This is a genomic window from Variovorax sp. 679, from assembly GCF_003952185.1.
Lineage (GTDB): Bacteria > Pseudomonadota > Gammaproteobacteria > Burkholderiales > Burkholderiaceae_C > Variovorax.
The window spans coordinates 179,159-196,675 of record NZ_RXFS01000005.1 but is presented as its reverse complement, the minus strand read 5'-3'; the positions used below and the strand labels follow the sequence as shown (position 1 = coordinate 196,675).

12 protein-coding genes are annotated in these 17,517 nt (G+C 69.1%); 2 read left to right on the top strand and 10 right to left on the bottom strand.

Annotated features, from left to right (window positions below; translation table 11 throughout):
- Positions 1 to 3: 3 nt before the first annotated feature.
- Positions 4 to 324 carry a hypothetical protein gene (locus EJO71_RS14160; RefSeq protein ID WP_125949456.1) on the bottom strand — a complete coding sequence of 107 codons (321 nt, stop codon included), beginning with the start codon at positions 322 to 324 and terminating at the stop codon, positions 4 to 6.
- Positions 325 to 522: 198 nt separating this feature from the next.
- Between EJO71_RS14160 and EJO71_RS14155 the strand changes: the two genes are divergently transcribed.
- On the top strand, positions 523 to 2,031 hold the full coding sequence (locus EJO71_RS14155; RefSeq protein ID WP_125949457.1) for a hypothetical protein: 1,509 nt from the start codon (positions 523 to 525) through the stop codon (positions 2,029 to 2,031).
- 77 nt (positions 2,032 to 2,108) lie between these two features.
- On the opposite strand, the gene EJO71_RS14150 is transcribed toward EJO71_RS14155, so the two are convergent.
- The 6 genes from EJO71_RS14150 to EJO71_RS14125 form a co-directional block, all read right to left on the bottom strand.
- The gene (locus EJO71_RS14150) at positions 2,109 to 2,855 is read right to left on the bottom strand and encodes a lysophospholipid acyltransferase family protein (RefSeq protein ID WP_125949458.1); all 747 of its coding nucleotides are present in this window, start codon (positions 2,853 to 2,855) and stop codon (positions 2,109 to 2,111) included.
- A gap of 142 nt (positions 2,856 to 2,997) precedes the next feature.
- Entirely contained in the window at positions 2,998 to 4,284 is a 1,287-nt protein-coding gene (locus tag EJO71_RS14145; protein ID WP_125949459.1) for a dihydroorotase, read from the bottom strand.
- 139 nt (positions 4,285 to 4,423) lie between these two features.
- Positions 4,424 to 5,386 (bottom strand): aspartate carbamoyltransferase catalytic subunit, encoded by a 963-nt coding sequence (locus tag EJO71_RS14140; RefSeq protein ID WP_019656265.1) that lies wholly within the window; start codon positions 5,384 to 5,386, stop codon positions 4,424 to 4,426.
- A complete protein-coding gene (gene pyrR / locus EJO71_RS14135) occupies positions 5,386 to 5,883 on the bottom strand; it encodes a bifunctional pyr operon transcriptional regulator/uracil phosphoribosyltransferase PyrR (protein WP_125949460.1) in 498 nt (165 codons plus the stop codon). The genes EJO71_RS14140 and pyrR overlap by 1 nt, the downstream gene beginning before the upstream one ends.
- A complete protein-coding gene (ruvX, locus tag EJO71_RS14130) occupies positions 5,880 to 6,323 on the bottom strand; it encodes a Holliday junction resolvase RuvX (protein ID WP_125949641.1) in 444 nt (147 codons plus the stop codon). The genes pyrR and ruvX overlap by 4 nt, the downstream gene beginning before the upstream one ends.
- Before the next feature lie 11 nt (positions 6,324 to 6,334).
- Positions 6,335 to 6,934 carry a YqgE/AlgH family protein gene (locus EJO71_RS14125; protein WP_125949461.1) on the bottom strand — a complete coding sequence of 200 codons (600 nt, stop codon included), beginning with the start codon at positions 6,932 to 6,934 and terminating at the stop codon, positions 6,335 to 6,337.
- Here EJO71_RS14125 and EJO71_RS14120 point away from each other — a divergent pair, their 5' ends adjacent.
- Positions 6,935 to 8,434 (top strand): deoxyribodipyrimidine photo-lyase, encoded by a 1,500-nt coding sequence (locus EJO71_RS14120; RefSeq protein ID WP_125949462.1) that lies wholly within the window; start codon positions 6,935 to 6,937, stop codon positions 8,432 to 8,434. It abuts the gene before it with no gap.
- Positions 8,435 to 8,491: 57 nt separating this feature from the next.
- On the opposite strand, the gene EJO71_RS14115 is transcribed toward EJO71_RS14120, so the two are convergent.
- From EJO71_RS14115 to EJO71_RS14105, 3 genes are read right to left on the bottom strand one after another with little or no spacing between them, the layout of a single operon-like run.
- Entirely contained in the window at positions 8,492 to 14,587 is a 6,096-nt protein-coding gene (locus EJO71_RS14115; protein WP_125949463.1) for an Hpt domain-containing protein, read from the bottom strand.
- A gap of 32 nt (positions 14,588 to 14,619) precedes the next feature.
- Entirely contained in the window at positions 14,620 to 16,929 is a 2,310-nt protein-coding gene (locus tag EJO71_RS14110; protein WP_125949464.1) for a methyl-accepting chemotaxis protein, read from the bottom strand.
- Between the two features lie 45 nt (positions 16,930 to 16,974).
- Positions 16,975 to 17,508, bottom strand: a complete 534-nt coding sequence (locus EJO71_RS14105) for a chemotaxis protein CheW (protein WP_125949465.1) — start codon at positions 17,506 to 17,508, stop codon at positions 16,975 to 16,977.
- Positions 17,509 to 17,517: the final 9 nt, after the last annotated feature.

Sequence of the window (17,517 nt, the reverse complement as noted above, 5' to 3'; positions counted from 1 at the left end):
GCGTCAGCGGATCAGGCTCATAGGCGCGATCTGCGGCGAGACCTTCGCCTCGGTCGCGGTCAGCAACTGGCCGTTCGATTCCTTCCAGCACATGAGGTTGGTGATGCCCGAGCCCGCCGGACCCGGGGCCTGAATCGACACCGCCTTCCAGCCCTTGCACGCGCCGCCCACGGTGGTGGGCCGGTCGAGAAACACGTAGTCGGTGCCGGCGTCGATGCGCATCACGCCCACCACGCCGGGCGGGAAAGGCTTGCGCGTCTGGGCCGATACCGCGAATGCAGCGGCCGCCATGACGATGCCCAGGAAGAAGATGCTGCGCCCCATGCGTGCTGCTCCGGTGTTGCCGAGGGGCGATATTACTTTTGCGATTCCGGCCGGCGCCGCCGTGCGCGCAGGTCCTTCGATCTCCCCAATTTCGGTGATGGATGCCGGGCACCAAAGCCGCTCCAATCGGCGCCTCGTGGCCGCGATCGGCGCGCCGCGCTGGAACAGTCTTCAGAAGAATCAACGAGGAAATCGATCATGGACCGGAGAAGGTTTGCACTCACCGCGGTGAGCGTCGCGGTGCTGAGCGGGTGCGGCGGTGGCGGCAGCGGAGGCGGCGGATTCGCCTTCCCGCCGGTCGGCACGCCACCCGCCCCCGCTCCGGGCGAGCCTCCGGCGCCGCCTGCACCGCAGCCGCCGGCCCCGCCCGCGCCCAATCCACCGGCACCGGCTCCCAGCCCCGAGCTTGCGACGCCGACCTCGCTGCCGGCGGCGACGATCCTCACGCAGAGCATCGCCAACCAAGACAAGGGCATCAACGCGGCCGTGGGCCCTGGCCAGGCGAATTTCTGGGACCTCACGCCCGACTTCTCCATCGGGAACGGCTGGGACAACCAGTTCGCGGGTTCGGGTGTAGGCGCAGGTTCGGGCGCATTGACCTTGGGTGTGACCGTGGGTGGCGGCTTCGCGGGCTTCAAGGCCACCCAGACCTTTGCCGAACTGACGCCACTGGGCCCCGAGATGACGGAGGCCGACGGCCTGAAAGTGGTGTCGATCACGACCGACCCACAGTTCCAGTCGAACGGTGTCGCGGCGTTCCTGCACGCGGTGCCCGACGCAAGGCTGCAGCAGACCCTGGACCTGCGGCAGACCACCGGCCAGGTGAGCCTCGGGTGGACCGGCAAGCCGGGCGTGGAGCGCGGCAACTTCCGCGACGAACTGGCGTTCATGCAGGTGGTCGTGCGCGACACGAGTGGCGGGCTGCTCAGCACGCTGTTCAGGACCGACCGCAGCGGCCCGACGGGCACGTGGGGGTTCGCCTGGCTCACGTCCTTTTCCGGCCAGGTGGTCGTGCTGTCGTTCGAACAGTGCAACCGCGGCCAGGGCACGTCGATCGAGCTGGTGTCGGTGGACGACGATGTGCGCAGCTTCATCGTCAACGGCGACTTCAGCAAGGGACTGACAGGCTGGACCGTGTCGCAGACGCGCGGCGCGCAGAACATCCGATCCGGCGTCAGGACACTGCGCGGCCTCGAAGTGCAGCGCACCTTCTACGCGCAACCCAACCAGTCGTGGGGACGCATGACGGACACCTTCCACAACCCCTCGGCATCGCCCATCACGGCAAAGGTGACGTACGCCAGCTTCCTCGGCTCCTACGGCGCGGGCGTGATCTACCCGCCGGCAGGCGCGCCGCAGAAGGCGCTGGCGGTTTGGGACGGCCTGGGCAAGGGCCGCGACGCGGGCTTCGTCTTCGGCGCGGCGGACCACGTGGACTACGCCTCGACCTCGGCGCTCAACGCTTCGGACGGCAGCAACGTGGTGACGATGGATTTCGACATCACGGTGCCGGCCGGCGGCACGGTCACGCTGGCGAATTTCCTGATCCTGGCGGGTACGAACACCTGGATCGGCGCCGCGAGCACCGCGGCCCGCGCCACCGATGTGGACGCGCAGGCCGCTGCGATCGCCACGAACTTCCGCACCAATGTGCTGTACCAGCGCGGCCTGACGCAGCTGCAGCTCGACACGCTGAAGAACTTCTGAGCGCGGGGCAGCGCAGCCGCTTCAACAAGGAAAAAGGCGCTTCACGAAGCGCCTTTTCCTTTGGTTCCGGGGAACGGTCAGTGCGTCTCGCGGCGCAGCTGCTGCACGTCCTCATGCAGCGACTGCGCCCAATCGCGGCGATCGCGGCCGTGCGGATCCTGCGGCTCGCCGAAGCGCACGATGGCCAGCAGCGGGGGCGCGCGCAACGTGTTCCACAGCGACATGACGAGGCTGTCGTCGTCGATGTAGCGCGGTGCCTGGCTGGTCTCGCCGGTGGCGGCGTCGGCAAAGCGCAGCGCGGCGGGCAGCACGGGCGCGCCCGAGGAGATCGACGCCTGCAGCAGGTTCGCATGAAAGGGCAGCAGGCCGCGGCCATCGCTGGTCGTGCCTTCGGGGAACACGCCGATCAGGTCGCCGTTGCGCAGCGCCTCGGTCATGTGATGCACCACGCGCAGTGCGTCGCGGCGGCGTTCGCGCTCGATGTAGAGCGTGCCCGAGCCGTTGGACAGCGTGCCGATCAGCGGCCAGCTCTTCACGTCCGACTTCGAGACGAAGCGCACATGGCGCGCGGCATGGATGGTGGTGATGTCGAGCCACGAGAGGTGGTTGCAGATCAGCAGCACCGGCCCGCCCGGCGGCGGCGTGCCCTGCACCACGAGCGTGATGCCCATGAGCTCCAGCATGCGCCGGGACCATGCCTGCACGCGCGCGTTGCGCTCGGCCTGCGAGAGGCTCGGGAAGGTGAAGCGGATCGTCCACCAGCCCGAGGCCGCGTGCGCCACGGCACGCGACAGGCGCCAGCAGGCTTTCAGCGAATGAAGCATCGGACGAGCGCCCTTTCGGCTGCCCCGATGAATGTTCGCGGAACACCGCGGAACCGGCTTTGCCGGGCCGCCGGTGTTGCCCCCTGCAAGGGGGTTGGCGAAGCGACACGAAGTGCGCGAAGACTGGGGGTGTGCGTCATTTCTATCCGTGGACGACGCGACCAGCGACCAGCGTGTGGCGCGCGCGGCCCTGCAGCGGATAGCTTGCGAACGGCGTGTGCTTGCCCTGGCTCCTGAGCGCATCGGGCAGCACCTGCCATTCGAGCGCGGGGTCGGCAATGCACAGGTCGGCGACGCCGCCTTCCTGCAGGCGGCCGATGCCGGTGCCCGCGTCGGCGGCGCTCAGCAGGCGCGCGGGCGCGGAGGTGACGACCTCGATGGCGCGCGCAATGCCCGCGCCGCTGCGCTCGCCCCACTGCAGCGCGAGCGGCAGCAGCAGTTCGAGCCCGGTGGCGCCCGCCTCGCTCTCGGCGAAGGGCAGCGTCTTGGCGTCGGCCTCGACCGGCGTGTGGTCGGACACCAGCGCGTCGATGGTGCCGTCGGCCAGCGCGGCCGAGAGCGCGTCGCGGTCGCCCTGCTGGCGCAGCGGCGGGTTCAGGCGCGCGCGGCTGTCGAAGTAGCCGATGTCGGTGTCCGCCAGATGCAGCGAGTTGATGCTGACGTCGCAGGTCAGCGGCAGGCCCTGCGCCTTGGCTTCGCGCACCAGCGCCACGCCGCGCGCGCTGGAGATGCGACACAGGTGCACGCGCGCGCCGGTGGCCTTCATCAGCTCGACGATGGTGAAGATGGCGATGGTCTCGGCCAGCACGGGCACGCCCGCGAGGCCCAGCCGCGTGGCCAGCGGGCCGCTGGCGGCGACGCCCTTGCCGAGGTCGCGGTCCTGCGGACGCAGCCATACGGTGTAGCCGAAGGTGCTGGCGTACGACAGCGCGCGCTGCAGCACCTGCGTGTCGGCCAGCGGCACGTCGGCCTGGCCGAAGCCGATGCAGCCGGCCTCGGTGAGTTCGGCCATCTCGGTCAGCACGCCGCCGGCCAGGCCGCGCGTGAGCGCGCCCAGCGGGAACAGGCGTGCGGCCTGCAGCTTCTCGGCGCGGAACTTGAGCATCTCGACCAGGCCGGGCTCGTCGAGCACCGGATCGGTGTCGGGCGGGCACACGAGGCTGGTGACGCCGCCGGCGATGGCCGCGGCCATCTCGCTCTCGAGCATGCCTTCGTGCTCGTAGCCAGGTTCGCGCAAGCGTGCGGCCAGGTCGACGAGGCCTGGGACGACGATGCAGCCCGTGGCGTCGATGGTGCGCTCGGCCTTGAAGCCGGCGGGAATGCTGTTGCCGATGCCGGCGATCTTCCCGTCGGCGACGGCGATGTCGGCCTTCCTGTCGGTGCCCGACGCGGGATCGACGACGCGACCGTTGGTGATGTGGATGTTCATGCGTCTGTACTTCCAGTGACGGTCATGGCCTTTTCGGGAAACACCGTGGAACCGGCTGCGCCGGGCCACTGGTGTTGCCCCCGACAGGGGGTTGGCGAAGCGACACGAAGTGCGCGAAGACTGGGGGCGAGCAACATTTCTATGCTTCGTTACCTGCGACGATGCTCATCACCGCCATGCGGACGGCGATACCGAAAGTGACCTGCGGAAGGATCACGCTCTGCTTGCCGTCGACCACGGCGGAGTCGATCTCCACGCCACGGTTGATGGGGCCGGGGTGCATCACGATGGCGTCTGGCTTGGCCAGCTGCAGCTTTTCCTGCGTGAGGCCGAAGGTCTTGAAGAACTCCTGCGACGAAGGCAGCAGCGCGCCGCTCATGCGCTCGTTCTGCAGGCGCAGCATGATGACGACGTCGCAGTCCTTGATGCCTTCCTCGAGCGTGTGGCACACGCGCACGCCCATGCCGGCCATGTCGCCGGGCACCAGGGTCTTCGGGCCGACCACGCGCACTTCGGCGCAGCCCAGCGTGGTGAGCGCATGGATGTCGGAGCGCGCCACGCGCGAATGCAGCACGTCGCCGACGATGGCGACCGTGAGATTCGAGAAGTCCTTCTTGTAGTGGCGGATCGTGTACATGTCGAGCAGCCCCTGCGTCGGGTGCGCGTGGCGGCCGTCGCCGGCATTCACCACGTGCACGTGCGGCGCGACGTGCTGCGCGATCAGGTAGGGCGCGCCCGACTCGCTGTGGCGCACCACGAACAGGTCGGCGGCCATCGCGCTCAGGTTGGCGATGGTGTCGAGCAGCGACTCGCCCTTGGTGGCCGAGGAGCGCGCGATGTCGAGGTTGATGACGTCGGCGCTCAGGCGCTTGGCCGCGATCTCGAAGGTGGTGCGCGTGCGGGTGCTGTTCTCGAAGAACAGGTTGAACACGCTCTTGCCGCGCAAGAGCGGCACCTTCTTCACCTCGCGGTCGCTCACGCTCGTGAAGTTGGCGGCCGTGTCGAGGATGTGCGTGACGATGTCCTTGGGCAGGCCCTCGATCGACAGCAGGTGGATCAGCTCGCCGTTCTTGTTGAGCTGGGGGTTTCGCTTGTAGAGCATTACTTGCTTTCCTCCACCTTGAGGCTGAATGCGCCGTCGGCTGCGCGGGCCAGGGCCAGCAGCTGGGAATTCGGCAGCGTGAGCGTCGTCGCGGCGAAATCGGCGGCCACCGGCAGCTCGCGGCCGCCGCGGTCCACCAGCACCGCGAGGCGCACGCTGGCCGGGCGGCCGAAGTCGAACAGCTCGTTGAGCACCGCGCGGATGGTGCGGCCGGTGTAGAGCACGTCGTCGAGCAGCAGCACGTCGGCGCCGTTCACATCGAAGGGCAGCGCGGTCTGCGCGCTGGCCGAGAGGCCGCGGCGCGAGAAGTCGTCGCGGTGCATGGCCGAGGAGATGATGCCGGGCGCACCGGGCAGGCCCAGGTCTTTCTGGAGCCGCTCGACCAGCCAGGCGCCGCCGGAGGTGATGCCCACCAGCTTGGTCTCAGGGCGCATCAGCGGCCTTACGCCGGCCAGCAGCTTCGTGTAGAGCGCTTCGGCGTCGGGAATTGAACTCACGGAATACTCCTCAGGAATTGCTCCAGGATGATGCAGGCCGAAGCCGCGTCGGCGTCGCGCGCGCCCGAGGCCAGCGCCTCGGTGGTGCTGTAGCGCTCGTCGACCTCGAACACCTGGAGATTGAAACGGCCACGCAGCTGGCGCGCGAACTTCTGCGCGCGGCGGGTGTTCTCGTGCTCCGCGCCGTCGGGGTGGTACGGCACGCCGATCACCAGGGCGTCGGGCTGCCACTCCTTGATGCGCGCCCCGACCTGCGCGAAGCGCGCATCGCCCTCGGCCTTGATGGTGGGTTGCGGGGTGGCGGTGCGCAGCAGCCGGTTACCGCTGGCCACGCCCGTGCGCTTCAGGCCGAAATCGAAGGCCAGGAAGCTCTGGAAATGGGCGGGGACGGGAACGGCGGGAACGGGGGAAGAAACGGCGGGGGCAGGAGCGTCGGGCATGACGGCTGCGCTCATGCGTGGCCCGCGTCGGGCGACAGCTTCCAGGCCTCGAGGCCCAACAGCAGCAGCGCCTTGTCGTAGCGCTGCTCGATGGGGGTGTCGAAGATCACGGCCGGGTCGGCGCCGACGGTGAGCCAGCTGTTCTCGGCCAGTTCGGACTCGAGCTGGCCCTCGCCCCAGGCCGCGTAGCCCAGCGAGACCAGCACCTTGCGCGGGCCGGCACCGGTGGCCAGGGCCTCCAGCACGTCCTTGGACGTGGTCATCTCGAGCCCGCCGGGAATGGTCATGGTCGAGGCGTAGACCGATTCCTCGGGCTTCTCGGCCTGGGCGAAGACCGGCTCGTGCAGCACGAAGCCGCGCTCGGTCTGCACCGGGCCGCCCTGGAAGACGGGGGCCTCGCCCAGTTCGGGGCGGGCCAGGTGGAGTTCGATCTTCTCGAACAGCACCTTGAGGTTGATGTCGCTGGGCTTGTTGATCACAAGGCCGAGCGCACCGCGCTCGCTGTGTTCGCAGAGGTATACGACGCTGCGGTTGAAAGTTTTGTCTTCCATCCCGGGCATCGCTATCAAAAAGTGATGCGTGAGGTTCATCGGGGCAGAATCGGCGGCCATATGCCCCCGATTTTACTGGCCGTCGACAAGACCTATCCCAAAGGGCTCATGTGGTTCCGCCGCGACCTCCGCGTGGACGACAACGCCGCCCTCTACCGGGCGCTGCGGGCCTGCCGGCAGGTGCTCTGCGTCTTCGTGTTCGACAAGGCGATCCTGGACGCCCTGCCCACCGTCGACCGCCGGGTGGAATTCATCCGCGAATCGCTGGTGGAGCTGGAGGCCGAGCTGCGCGCACTGGGCGGCGGGCTGATCGTGCGGCACGCCGTGGCGGCGCAGGAAATCCCTGCCCTGGCGCGCGAGTTGGGCGTGCAGGCCGTGTTCGCCAACCGCGACGACGAACCCGACGCGCTGGAACGCGACGCCAAGGTGTTCGGCGCCCTGGCCAATGCCGGCGTGACCTTCCACACCTACAAGGACTCGACCGTCTTCGACCGCGACGAGGTCATGACCAAGACCGGCCAGCCCTACACAGTGTTCACGCCCTACAAGCGGGCCTGGCTGGCGAAGCTCGATTCGTTCTTCCTCAAGTCGTACCCGGTGCGCGGCCACGCCGAAGCGTTTGTGCCCCCGCCGCAGGCCTACGGTGAGCCGGTGCCGGCGCTGCGCGAGATCGGCTTCGAGAAAAGCAACCTGTCGACGCTCGAGATTCCCACCGGCACGAGCGGCGCGGGCCAGCTCTTCGAGGACTTCTTCGAGCGCATCGACCGCTACGACCAGGCGCGCGACTTCCCCGCCGTGCGCGGCCCCAGCTACATGGGCGTGCACCTGCGCTTCGGCACGGTGTCGATCCGGCAGATGGCGAGCCTGTCGCACCAGCTCTCGCTGCAGGGCAACACCGGCGCGGCGACCTGGTTGAGCGAGCTGATCTGGCGCGAGTTCTACTTCCAGATCCTGGCGCACTTCCCGCACGTGCACACCGGCGGCAAGTCGAAGAGCTTCCGGCCCGAGTACGACAAGATCGCCTGGCACCACGGCAAGCACGCCGACCAGCTGTTCGACGCCTGGTGCCAGGGCCGCACCGGCTATCCGCTGGTGGATGCGGCCATGCTGCAGATCAACCAGAGCGGCTACATGCACAACCGCCTGCGCATGGTGGTGGCGAGCTTCCTGAGCAAGGACCTGGGGCTGGACTGGCGCCGCGGCGAGGCCTATTTCGCGCTGCACCTCAACGACTTCGAGCTGGCGTCCAACAACGGCGGCTGGCAGTGGGCCAGCTCCAGCGGCTGCGACGCGCAACCCTACTTCCGCATCTTCAACCCGGTGACGCAGAGCGAGCGCTTCGACCCCGAGGGCAAGTTCATCCGCCGCTACCTGCCGCAGCTGGCGGGGCTGTCGAACGCGGCCATCCACGCGCCGTGGATGGCGTCGCCGGTGGAGCTGGAGGCGGCCGGCATCAAGCTCGGCGAGACGTACCCGAAGCCGGTGGTGGACCACGCGGAGGCACGCGAGAAGACGCTGCAGCGCTACGGGGTGGCGCGGGCGAAGGCGCTGCAGAAATAGGAAATGAGAAAGGGGCCCGAAGGCCCCTTTTTCCATCGCTACCCGGAAGCGAACGCGTCAGGCGGCAGCCGCCAGCGTCGGTTCGCTCGTGTACGCACGCACCAGGCGCAGCAGTTCCTCTTCCGAGTACGGCTTGCCCAGGTAGTGGTTCACGCCCAGCGTGCGCGCGTAGTCGCGGTGCTTCTCGGCGATGCGCGAGGTGATCATGATGATCGGCAGCTCGGCCAGCGCGGCGTCCGCGCGGATGTTGCGGGCCAGGTCGAAGCCGTCCATGCGCGGCATCTCGATGTCCGACAGCACCACCGCCGGGCGCTCCTGCTGAAGGCGCTCGAGCGCCTGCAGGCCGTCGGCCGCGAGCGACACGCGATAGCCTTCGCGCTGCAGCAGGCGCTGCGTGACGCGGCGCACGGTGATGGAGTCGTCCACCACCAGCACCAGCGGAATCTGCGGCGCCACAGGTGCCAGCACCTGCACCGGTTCCTGCGGTGCGCCGTGCTCCGCCGGGGCGCTCGCGGCAGGTGCCACCAGCGCAGCGGCCTGGCGCTCGCGCGCCTGTTCGCCGTGCACCGCGGCCAGTGCCACGGGGTTGTAGATCAGCGCCACCGCGCCCGAAGCCAGCACCGAGATACCGGCCAGGCCGGGCAGCCGCGCGAGCTGCGGGCCGAGGTTCTTCACCACGACTTCCTGGTTGCCCAGCACTTCGTCCACGTGCAGGGCCACGCGCTGCGCGGCGCTTCGCACGACGACGATGGTGTTGTTCTTGGCCGCCGCATGCTCGCTGCGGGTCGAGGACTGCAGCAATGCGCCGGCCCAGTAGAACGGCACCTGCTCGCTGCCGAAGGGATGGCTGTTGTGCAGGTAGGCCGCCTCGAGATCGGTCCCGCCCACGCGCTGCACCAGTTCGACCAGGTTCGACGGCACGCCGATGGACACCTCGCCCGCGCGCAGCATCACCACGTGCGTCACGGCGGTGGTCAACGGCAGCACCAGCTTGAAGGTGGTGCCCTCGCCCTGGGTGCTGTGCGTCTCGATGCGGCCGCCGAGCGCCGCGATCTGCGCGCGCACCACGTCCATGCCGATGCCGCGGCCGGCCAGTTCGGAGACCTGGCCCGCCGTCGAGAAGCCGGGCTTGAAGATCAGCTCGGTGGCCTCCTCGGCCGACAGTTCCTGGTCATGGCCCAGCAGGCCGAGGGCGCGGGCGCGCTCGGCGATGCGCTTGTTGTCCAGCCCGGCGCCGTCGTCGCGGAAGCTCACCGAGACGTCGTTGCCTTCATGATGCAGGTCGATGACGATCAGGCCGCTGGCGTCCTTGCCGGCCTTCTCGCGCACGGCCGCATCCTCGATGCCGTGGGCCACGCAGTTGCGCAGCAGATGCTCGAAGGCGGGCGTCATGCGGTCCAGCACGCCGCGGTCCATTTCGATGGAGCCGCCGACGATGTCCAGGCGCACCTGCTTGCCGGTGTCCTTCGAGGCCTGGCGCACCACGCGGTAGAGGCGGTCGGAGATGCCTTCGAACTCCACCATGCGCGTACGCAGCAGGCCGCGCTGCAGTTCGCGCGTCTGGCGCGCCTGCACGCTGAGGTCGTCTTCCGTCGCCTGCACCGTCTTCTGCAGCGTGCGCTGCACGGTGGCCACGTCGTTCACCGACTCGGCCATCATGCGCGTGAGTTCCTGCACGCGGGTGAAGCGGTCGAACTCCAGCGGGTCGAAGCTCTGCTGCGAGTCCTTGGCCTGCGCGAGGCGCGACTGCATCTGGCTTTCGGCCTGCACCTCGATGTCGCGCAGCTGCTGGCGCAGGCGGTCCAGGTTGCCCGTGAGGTCGGACAGCGAACCGCGCAGCTGGCCCAGCTCGGCCTCAAGGCGCGAACGCGTGATGATGACCTCGCCGGTCTGCGCGACCAGGCGGTCGAGCAGCTGGGTGCGGATGCGCACAGCCTGGCCCGTCGCGGCGCGCAGGGGCGTGAGCAGTGCGGGCGCGGGACGCGGCTGCAGCGTCGCGGGTGCGTCCGGTGCTGCTGCCGCTGCGTCGGGTTCGTCCACCAGGCTCGCCACGGGAGCGACGGTTTCGTCGTTCGCTGGCACACCGGCTTCGGGCGCCGCCTGCGACACCTGGATGACGGGCGATGTCGCGGTGGCCGCGGCCACGATCTGGGCCAGCTCGACCTGCGTGGCGTCGTCGGCCGCGCGCAGCGCGTCGAAGGTGGCCTGGAGCGCGTCGAGGCGAGTCAGCAGTTTCTCGATGTCGGAGCGCTCGGCCCCCTGGGAGCCCAGGATTTCGATCTCGGACTCCATGCGGTGCGCGCGCTCGCCCAGGCGCATGGCGCCGGCCAGCCGGGCGCTGCCCTTGAGCGTGTGCAGCGTGCGCAGCACCGAGGCGCGCGGCGCGCTGTCGTCGGGGTGGTGCGCCCACTGGCGCAGCGCCTCGCCGAGCTGGGGCAGCAGTTCGGCCGCCTCTTCCTCGAAGATCGGGAACAGGTCGACGTCGACCGCGTCGGCCAGGTCGATGGCGTCTTCGGAATCGTCCAGCGCCACGTCGGCGACGGGTTCGCTCACCACCACCTGCTGCAGCGGCCGGATTTCGGCACGCATGGCGACTTCGGTCGGCATCGGCGAGTTGGCGATGTCGCGCAACGCCTGCAGCGTGCCTTCGGCCGGATCGCGCAGGAAGCCGACCGCGAACTGGTGCAGCAGACGGCGCAGCTCGTCGGCGGCGGCCACCAGCACGGTGCCCTGCTCGCGCGTGCCGCTGCCCTGCATCTGCAGGTGCTGCAGCGCGGCCTCGAACAGGCGGGCCATGCCGGACAGGCTGTGGAAACCGACCGTGGCCGAGCTGCCGGCCAGCGAATGGGCCAGCGCAACGGTCGAGTCGGACAGGCGCTCATGCGACTCGAGTGCCCACTCGCCCACGTCGGTGGCGAGCTGGCGGGACCATTCATCGGCCTCGTTGAGATAGACGTTGTAGAGCTGGATGCCGATGCGCAGCGGGCCGATGACCTTGACCTGGTCCTCGGCGCTTTCCTGCGGCGCGGCGGCCTCGACCGGCTCGGGCTCGGCTGCCGTGGCGGGTTCTTCGGGCACGGCATCGGCGACGAGGATCTGCGCTTCGGCGGGCACGGCCGGCGCCTGGAAGATGGGCACGACCACTTCCTCGACGGCCACCGGGGCGGGCTCGGGCTCGGGCTCGGCGACCGGCTCTTCCACGTGCACCGCATGCAGCGGCTCCGGCGCGGCCTCGACCACTTCAGGTTCGGCGGCAGCCTGCACGGGCAGCGGTTCGGGCTCCCACTGCAGATCGGGCTCGCCGGCCGTGGTCGGCACGGTGGCGGGAATGGCTTCGGCGGCAGGAGCTGGCGGCTCCACAGGCTCCGACTTCAGCTCCACCACCGCGGGCGTTCTCGCGGGCGGCGCCAGGAAGTCGAACATCTCGCCACTCGGCAGCACCAGCGGCGGGGGTTCGTCGGTCTGCTTCGCCTCGAAATCGATGAAGTCGGTCGACGCGAAATCGTCGTCCTCCGGCGTCGCGGCCTTCACGGGCTCCGGCTCCTGCCAGGCCACGGTCTCGAGCGACGGCGCCTCGGGGGCAGCGACCGGTGCTGGTGCCGGTGCCGGTGCCGGCTCTTCCGTCGTCAGCGACAGATCCGGCAGGTCGGGCAGCTGCAGGGGCGGCAACTCGGCCGCCACCGGCGCAGGTGCAGCCACCTCGAGCGGCTCGGGTGCGTACGTCGGCGGCTCGGCCGCGATGTGGCGCGCGGCGACCGCCAGGGCCTCCGCATCGGCCACGCGCACCGGCGGAGGCACGGGCTCGCCCGCCAGCAGCGCGTTGGCCACGCTGCTGAACGGTGCGGACTTCCAGCCATGAGCGGAGCCGGCGGCGATGGCCTCGACCCACTCGCCGAACTCCTTCATCGTGCGCTCGGTGCCTGCCAGCAGTTCCGGCGTGGCGGCGCGCTGGTCGGCCAGCCAGGTGTTGAGCACCTGTTCGAGCGACCACGCGGCATCGCCGAACTCGGTGAGGCCGACCATGCGCGAGCTGCCCTTGAGCGTGTGGAACGCGCGGCGCAGGATCGTGAGCTCTTCGGTGTCGTCCGGGTAGCCGGCGAGTTCGGCAATGGCGGCCAGGCCGTTCTGAACCACCTCGCGGGCCTCGTCGAGGAAGATGTTCTGCAGGTCGTCTTCTTCGAGCTCGGTGACCTCGGTGTCGGGCAGCGCGGTCGGACCGGAGATCTTGTGGGTCCAGCTGTCGGCCTTGCTGCTGAATTCCTCGATCGGCGAGGGCTTGGTCTTGGGCGCGGCGAGCGCCGCGAGCTTCGAGGCGATCTGGGCGTCGACTTCCTCGATGCTGAGCACCGGGGCGGCCGGCGCCTGGCTGGGCGCTGCGCCCTCGGCGGCCGTGGCGTCGGCGGCCTGGCGGCCCATCAGCGGCTTGAGCTCGCCTGCATCGGCGTCGAACACGAACAGGCGCTTGGCCAGCGCAGGCTGGTAGCCCAGCATGTCGATCAGGAAGCCGAGCGCGCCGAGGTTGTTGCCGAGCGCGTCGAAGCCGGCCATTTCCTCGGCCGGCGAGGTGCTGACGAGCATCGCCTCGACGTCGTCGCGCATGCGCTGCACGGTGAGCGCGGCCTGGTCGAGGCCGAGCACGGAGAACACGCCGCGCATCTGCATGAGCTGCGTCGGCACGGTGCGCAGCAGGCCCTTTTCGGCCGGGCGGCGGAAATACTGGTCGAGCGACTTCTCGAGTTCGCTCAGGTGGCTGCGCAGCTCGTCGACCACGGTGCCCATGGTCTGGCGGTCGCTCACGCGGCGGTAGAGATCCTCCATCCACGGCTCGAGCGGCTCGGAATGGCCGCCGGCGCGAACGCGCTCGATGCGGCCCGCCAGCTGCAGCGTGCGGGCGGTGAGCTGGGGATCGCTCGGGTCGAGGTCTTCGAGGGCGGCTTCCAGGTAGAGCACCGAGGTGGCGACTTCCATCGCGAGTTCGGTGCCCGGCGCCTGGCCGGAACGCACGGAAGCTTCGACCGCATGGGTCAGGGCCTGCACCATCGGCAGGCTCGGCGGATGCAGCTTCTGCAGCGATTCGCCGAGCTGCGCGAAGGTGTCGGCCACCTGGCGCGTGCGGGTGATGTCGCCGCCCGAAAGCGCCGACCACATTTCCTTGGCGGTCTCGATGCGCTTGCGCGCCTGTTGCAGCACGAGCGGATCGAAACGGCCGAACTGCTCGGCGTTGTAGTCGATGCGCTGCTCGCCGGAGATGCCCCACGCGAGGCGCACGGTGCGCAGCGTGGCTGCGTCGTCGCCGGCGGCGGGTACGGCCTGCGCGCAGAAGAAGAGCAGGTCTTGCCCGAGGCGGTCGGACACGAGGCTGTCGCCGCGCGCAAGCGTGGCGTACTGCAGCAGCACGCGCGAGGCGGCGCGCTTGACGTAGGCGTCGGGCGTGATCAGCCCGGTGGCCAGGGCTTCGAAGAAGCCGGCGGCCAGGGTCCAGAAGCTGGCGACGCGGGGCAGCAGAGCGCCACGGCCGAGGCCCAGGCACAGCGCATGCAGCCGGCGCGCGGCCTGCGTGTCGCCGCTCTTGACCAGCTGCAGCACCTCGCGGTCGAGCCGGGAGCGCACGGCCGGGTCGTAGGCGACGGCCGCCTGCGTGACCGCCGGCTTGATCTCGACCCAGCGCCACGCGGTGCTCCAGAGGTCCGCCGGATGCACGCGCTCGTTGCCGACCAGTTCCAGCACGTCGCGGTACTGGGGAAAGAGCGCGACCGACGAGACCGGCTTGCCAGCCAGCAGCGCGCCGAGGAAATCGGTGACGGCAAAGCCGGCACGCTCGATCTTGTGCACCGCAGCCTCAGTGCAGCGCTGCGGCTCGGCGATGAAGCCTTGCACCGCGAATTCGATGGCGCCCAGCACCAGCGCCGGCGAGGAATGCCCCACCATCTGGAGCGCGCCGACGGCCTGGTGAAGTTGCTGGCGGGCCATCTGCAGCGGCCCGCTCTCGGGCTCGCTCGCGGCATCCACCTCGCGCACGAAGCGCCGCAACGACTTGCCTACACCATCAAGGGATTTCTGGATTTCTCCCAGCACCCAGGCCAGCGGCCCGAGGTCTTCGGTGACCGGCGTGTTGCCGGCGTGAGGGGCCGTGGCAGGGGTTTGAATCGACACGTTGGATGCTCGCCGTTCTTATCTATCTGTTGTCAGGCAATCTTGAAACGGGCCACCGAGCGGCGCAGTTCTTCGGCCATCTGCGACAGTTCGCGCACCTGCTGGGCCGTGGTACGCGTACCTTCTCCGGTCTGCTCCGTCACCGCAAAAATGTGCTGGATGTTCGCGGCCACCACGTTGGCCGAATCGGCTTCGCGGGAGGCGGATTGCGAAATCTGCTCGATCAGGTCGGCGAGTCGGCGCGACACGCGGTCGATCTCGGACAGCGCGGTACCCGCGTTGTCGGACAGCTTGGCCCCTTCGACCACACCCTGCGTGGAACGCTCCATGGCGCCCACCGCGTCCTGCGTGTCGGTCTGAATCGCCTTCACCAGCGCCGAGATCTGGCGCGTGGCGTCCGCGGAGCGTTCGGCCAGCCGCTGAACTTCTTCCGCCACCACCGAGAAGCCTCGGCCGGCTTCACCCGCGGACGCGGCCTGAATGGCAGCGTTCAGCGCCAGCACGTTCGTCTGTTCGGTAATGTCCGAGATCAGCTCCGTGATTTCACCGATCTCCTGCGAGGATTCGCCCAGGCGCTTGATCCGCTTGGAGGTTTCCTGGATCTGGTCGCGGATGGAGTTCATACCGCCGATGGCGTTCTGCACGGCCTGCAGGCCCGAGGATGCAGCCTGCAGCGACTGGCGCGCCACCGTGGCGGACTCTTGCGCCTGCGTGGACACGCCGTTGATTCGCTCGGCCATGGTCAGCACCGACTGGCCGGTTTCGCGAATCTCGCGCAGCTGTTCGGTGGATGCGGCGAGCAGTTCGGTCGAGGTGCTTTCCACCTGCGACGTCGTCTGTGCCACGCGGGTCGCCGTGTTCTGCACGTTGCCCACCAGCAGTCGCAGTTCTTCCACCGTGTAGTTCACCGAGTCGGCGATGGCGCCGGTGATGTCCTCGGTCACGGTGGCTTCCTGCGTCAGGTCGCCTTCGGCCACTGTCTGCAGTTCGTTCATCAGGCGAAGAATGGCGGCCTGGTTGGCGTTGTTCACGCGGCCAGCTTCGTCGGAAGCCTGTTCGGCAGCCAGACGCTCGCGTTCGGCGACGGCGGCACGTTCGCGGCCTTCGCGCACCTGCACGAAACCGATGGCGCCCGCGAGTGCCAGGGCGGCCAGCGACAGCACGAACAGCAGCACGATGGTGCCGGCGCCGAGACCGGTGCGGGCGGAGAGCTTTTCCTGCAGGTCGCCGAGCGACTTACGCAGCGGCTCGCTGTCGGTCAGGATCGAGGCCTGCGCTTCGCGCGCCGCCACCAGACCCTGCAGGTTGCCCAGAATGGCCGAAGCCTGCGTGCGCATCTGCTCGTAGGTCTTCAGGATGGCCTCGAGCTGCTGGCGCGTCTGCGGGTCCTTCGAGCCGGGGAAGCGCTGCTGCGCATTGCCGTCGAGCAGGCCGCGCGTGGTTTCCTGGAAGGTGTTCAGGTCCTTGCCCAGCAGGAACACGGCGTCGGGGTTCACACCCTCGACCGTGAAGAACTCGTTGGTCGACTTGCCGATGCGCTGCGTCAGCATCACGAGCTGGCCGGCGGCGGAGATCTCGGGCAGCGTGGCGTTCTGCTGCATCTTCAGCGAGGCGACAGTTTCCGTCATCTCGAGCAGCGTGGACGACTGCTGGTTGATGTCGCGCAGAGCGGCGCCCACCTGCGTCAGGATCTGGCGCTGGGCCAGCACGGACTTGGCACTGGCCTCGGCGCGGGTGACGAGGGGGTTGATCTTGTTCATTTCCTCGTCGTACTGGTTGCCGACGGCCTCCAGACGCAGGGAATCGTCACCGTTGGTCAGGCCCTGCACGCGGCGCGAGAGGTCGTCCGCGCTGTCCTTCACTTCGACGAACGCCGAGGGGCTGCCGACGAGGGCCTGCGAGATCGACTTGGCGAGACGCTGCGACTGCATCAGCGACTGGCCGGTGGCAGCCACCTGCTGCGCGAGGCGTTCGGCGCGAAGAATGGCGGAGCCGGCTACCAGCAGCAGCAACAGCACCACGATCGCCAGCATGATGGCCAGGATCCGCTGCTGCTTCGCGGGGCTGGAGCCCGCACGGCCGCCGCTAGCATCGGGCGCCGCTTCGGCCATTGCCGCGCCGGGCTCGTTGGCGGCATCGCCGCCACCGGGCAGGTCGACATCGCCGAAGCTGGTGTCGGCGGGCTCGGAGCCCTTCTTGGCGAGGCGCACGGTTTTCTCGTCCGGAACCTGGACGGTGTCGACATCGTCGATCGATATCGAACCGGAGCCATCGACGCGGGCCTTGTCGTTCCCGCTGTTCGCGGGGAGTAATTTCTTGAACTTGTCGGCGATCGAGCTCACGGTCGGTCCTTCAGGTGGTTTCCGGTACGGCGTGCGGGGGCACTGCTACGCACCAATACTCAAAAACTGGGGTTGCTGCGAAAGCGCCTGCAGGTTGACTTCCTGCCAGCGCTCCCCCGCCGCGTCGGTAAACAGATGCCCATGCCAGGCAGGTGCTTCTGCGCCAGGAGGCTCGGACGCCGTGAAGGCCTCCGCCCCCCGCAACCCCGCCAGTCGATCGACCAGCAATGCGCAGTTGACTTCGAGCAGCTCGTTGAATGCAACGAGCCGCGACTGGATGCGCGCCGCCTCGGTGGCGGCCAGCGCGACTGGAACGCCGGTGGCGAACGCCGAAAGCTGCACGACGCCGTAGAGGCCGCCGCGCAGGTTGGCAACGCCGAGGAACCACGGCTCCGTGTAGGGCACGGGCTGCGGCGGCGTCCAGGGAAAGATCTCGCCGGCGTGTCCCAGCGGAAAGAGGTATTTGCCCTCGCCCGCCTCGACCGCCAGCCACGTGGCGGCCACGCCCGTCGTACGAGCGGCCTGCAGGCGGCTCGCCAGCCGGGACTGGAAGGCTCTCAGAGCATCGCGATTCGCCATGGACTCGGC

Bases quoted from the DNA above. Each gene is read 5' to 3' on its own strand.
- EJO71_RS14160 (WP_125949456.1), bottom strand. From the start codon at position 324: ATGGGGCGCAGCATCTTCTTCCTGGGCATCGTCATGGCGGCCGCTGCA.
- EJO71_RS14155 (WP_125949457.1), top strand. From the start codon at position 523: ATGGACCGGAGAAGGTTTGCACTCACCGCGGTGAGCGTCGCGGTGCTG.
- EJO71_RS14150 (WP_125949458.1), bottom strand. From the start codon at position 2,855: ATGCTTCATTCGCTGAAAGCCTGCTGGCGCCTGTCGCGTGCCGTGGCG.
- EJO71_RS14145 (WP_125949459.1), bottom strand. From the start codon at position 4,284: ATGAACATCCACATCACCAACGGTCGCGTCGTCGATCCCGCGTCGGGC.
- EJO71_RS14140 (WP_019656265.1), bottom strand. From the start codon at position 5,386: ATGCTCTACAAGCGAAACCCCCAGCTCAACAAGAACGGCGAGCTGATC.
- ruvX (WP_125949641.1), bottom strand. From the start codon at position 6,323: ATGCCCGACGCTCCTGCCCCCGCCGTTTCTTCCCCCGTTCCCGCCGTT.
- EJO71_RS14125 (WP_125949461.1), bottom strand. From the start codon at position 6,934: ATGGCCGCCGATTCTGCCCCGATGAACCTCACGCATCACTTTTTGATA.
- EJO71_RS14120 (WP_125949462.1), top strand. From the start codon at position 6,935: ATGCCCCCGATTTTACTGGCCGTCGACAAGACCTATCCCAAAGGGCTC.
- EJO71_RS14105 (WP_125949465.1), bottom strand. From the start codon at position 17,508: ATGGCGAATCGCGATGCTCTGAGAGCCTTCCAGTCCCGGCTGGCGAGC.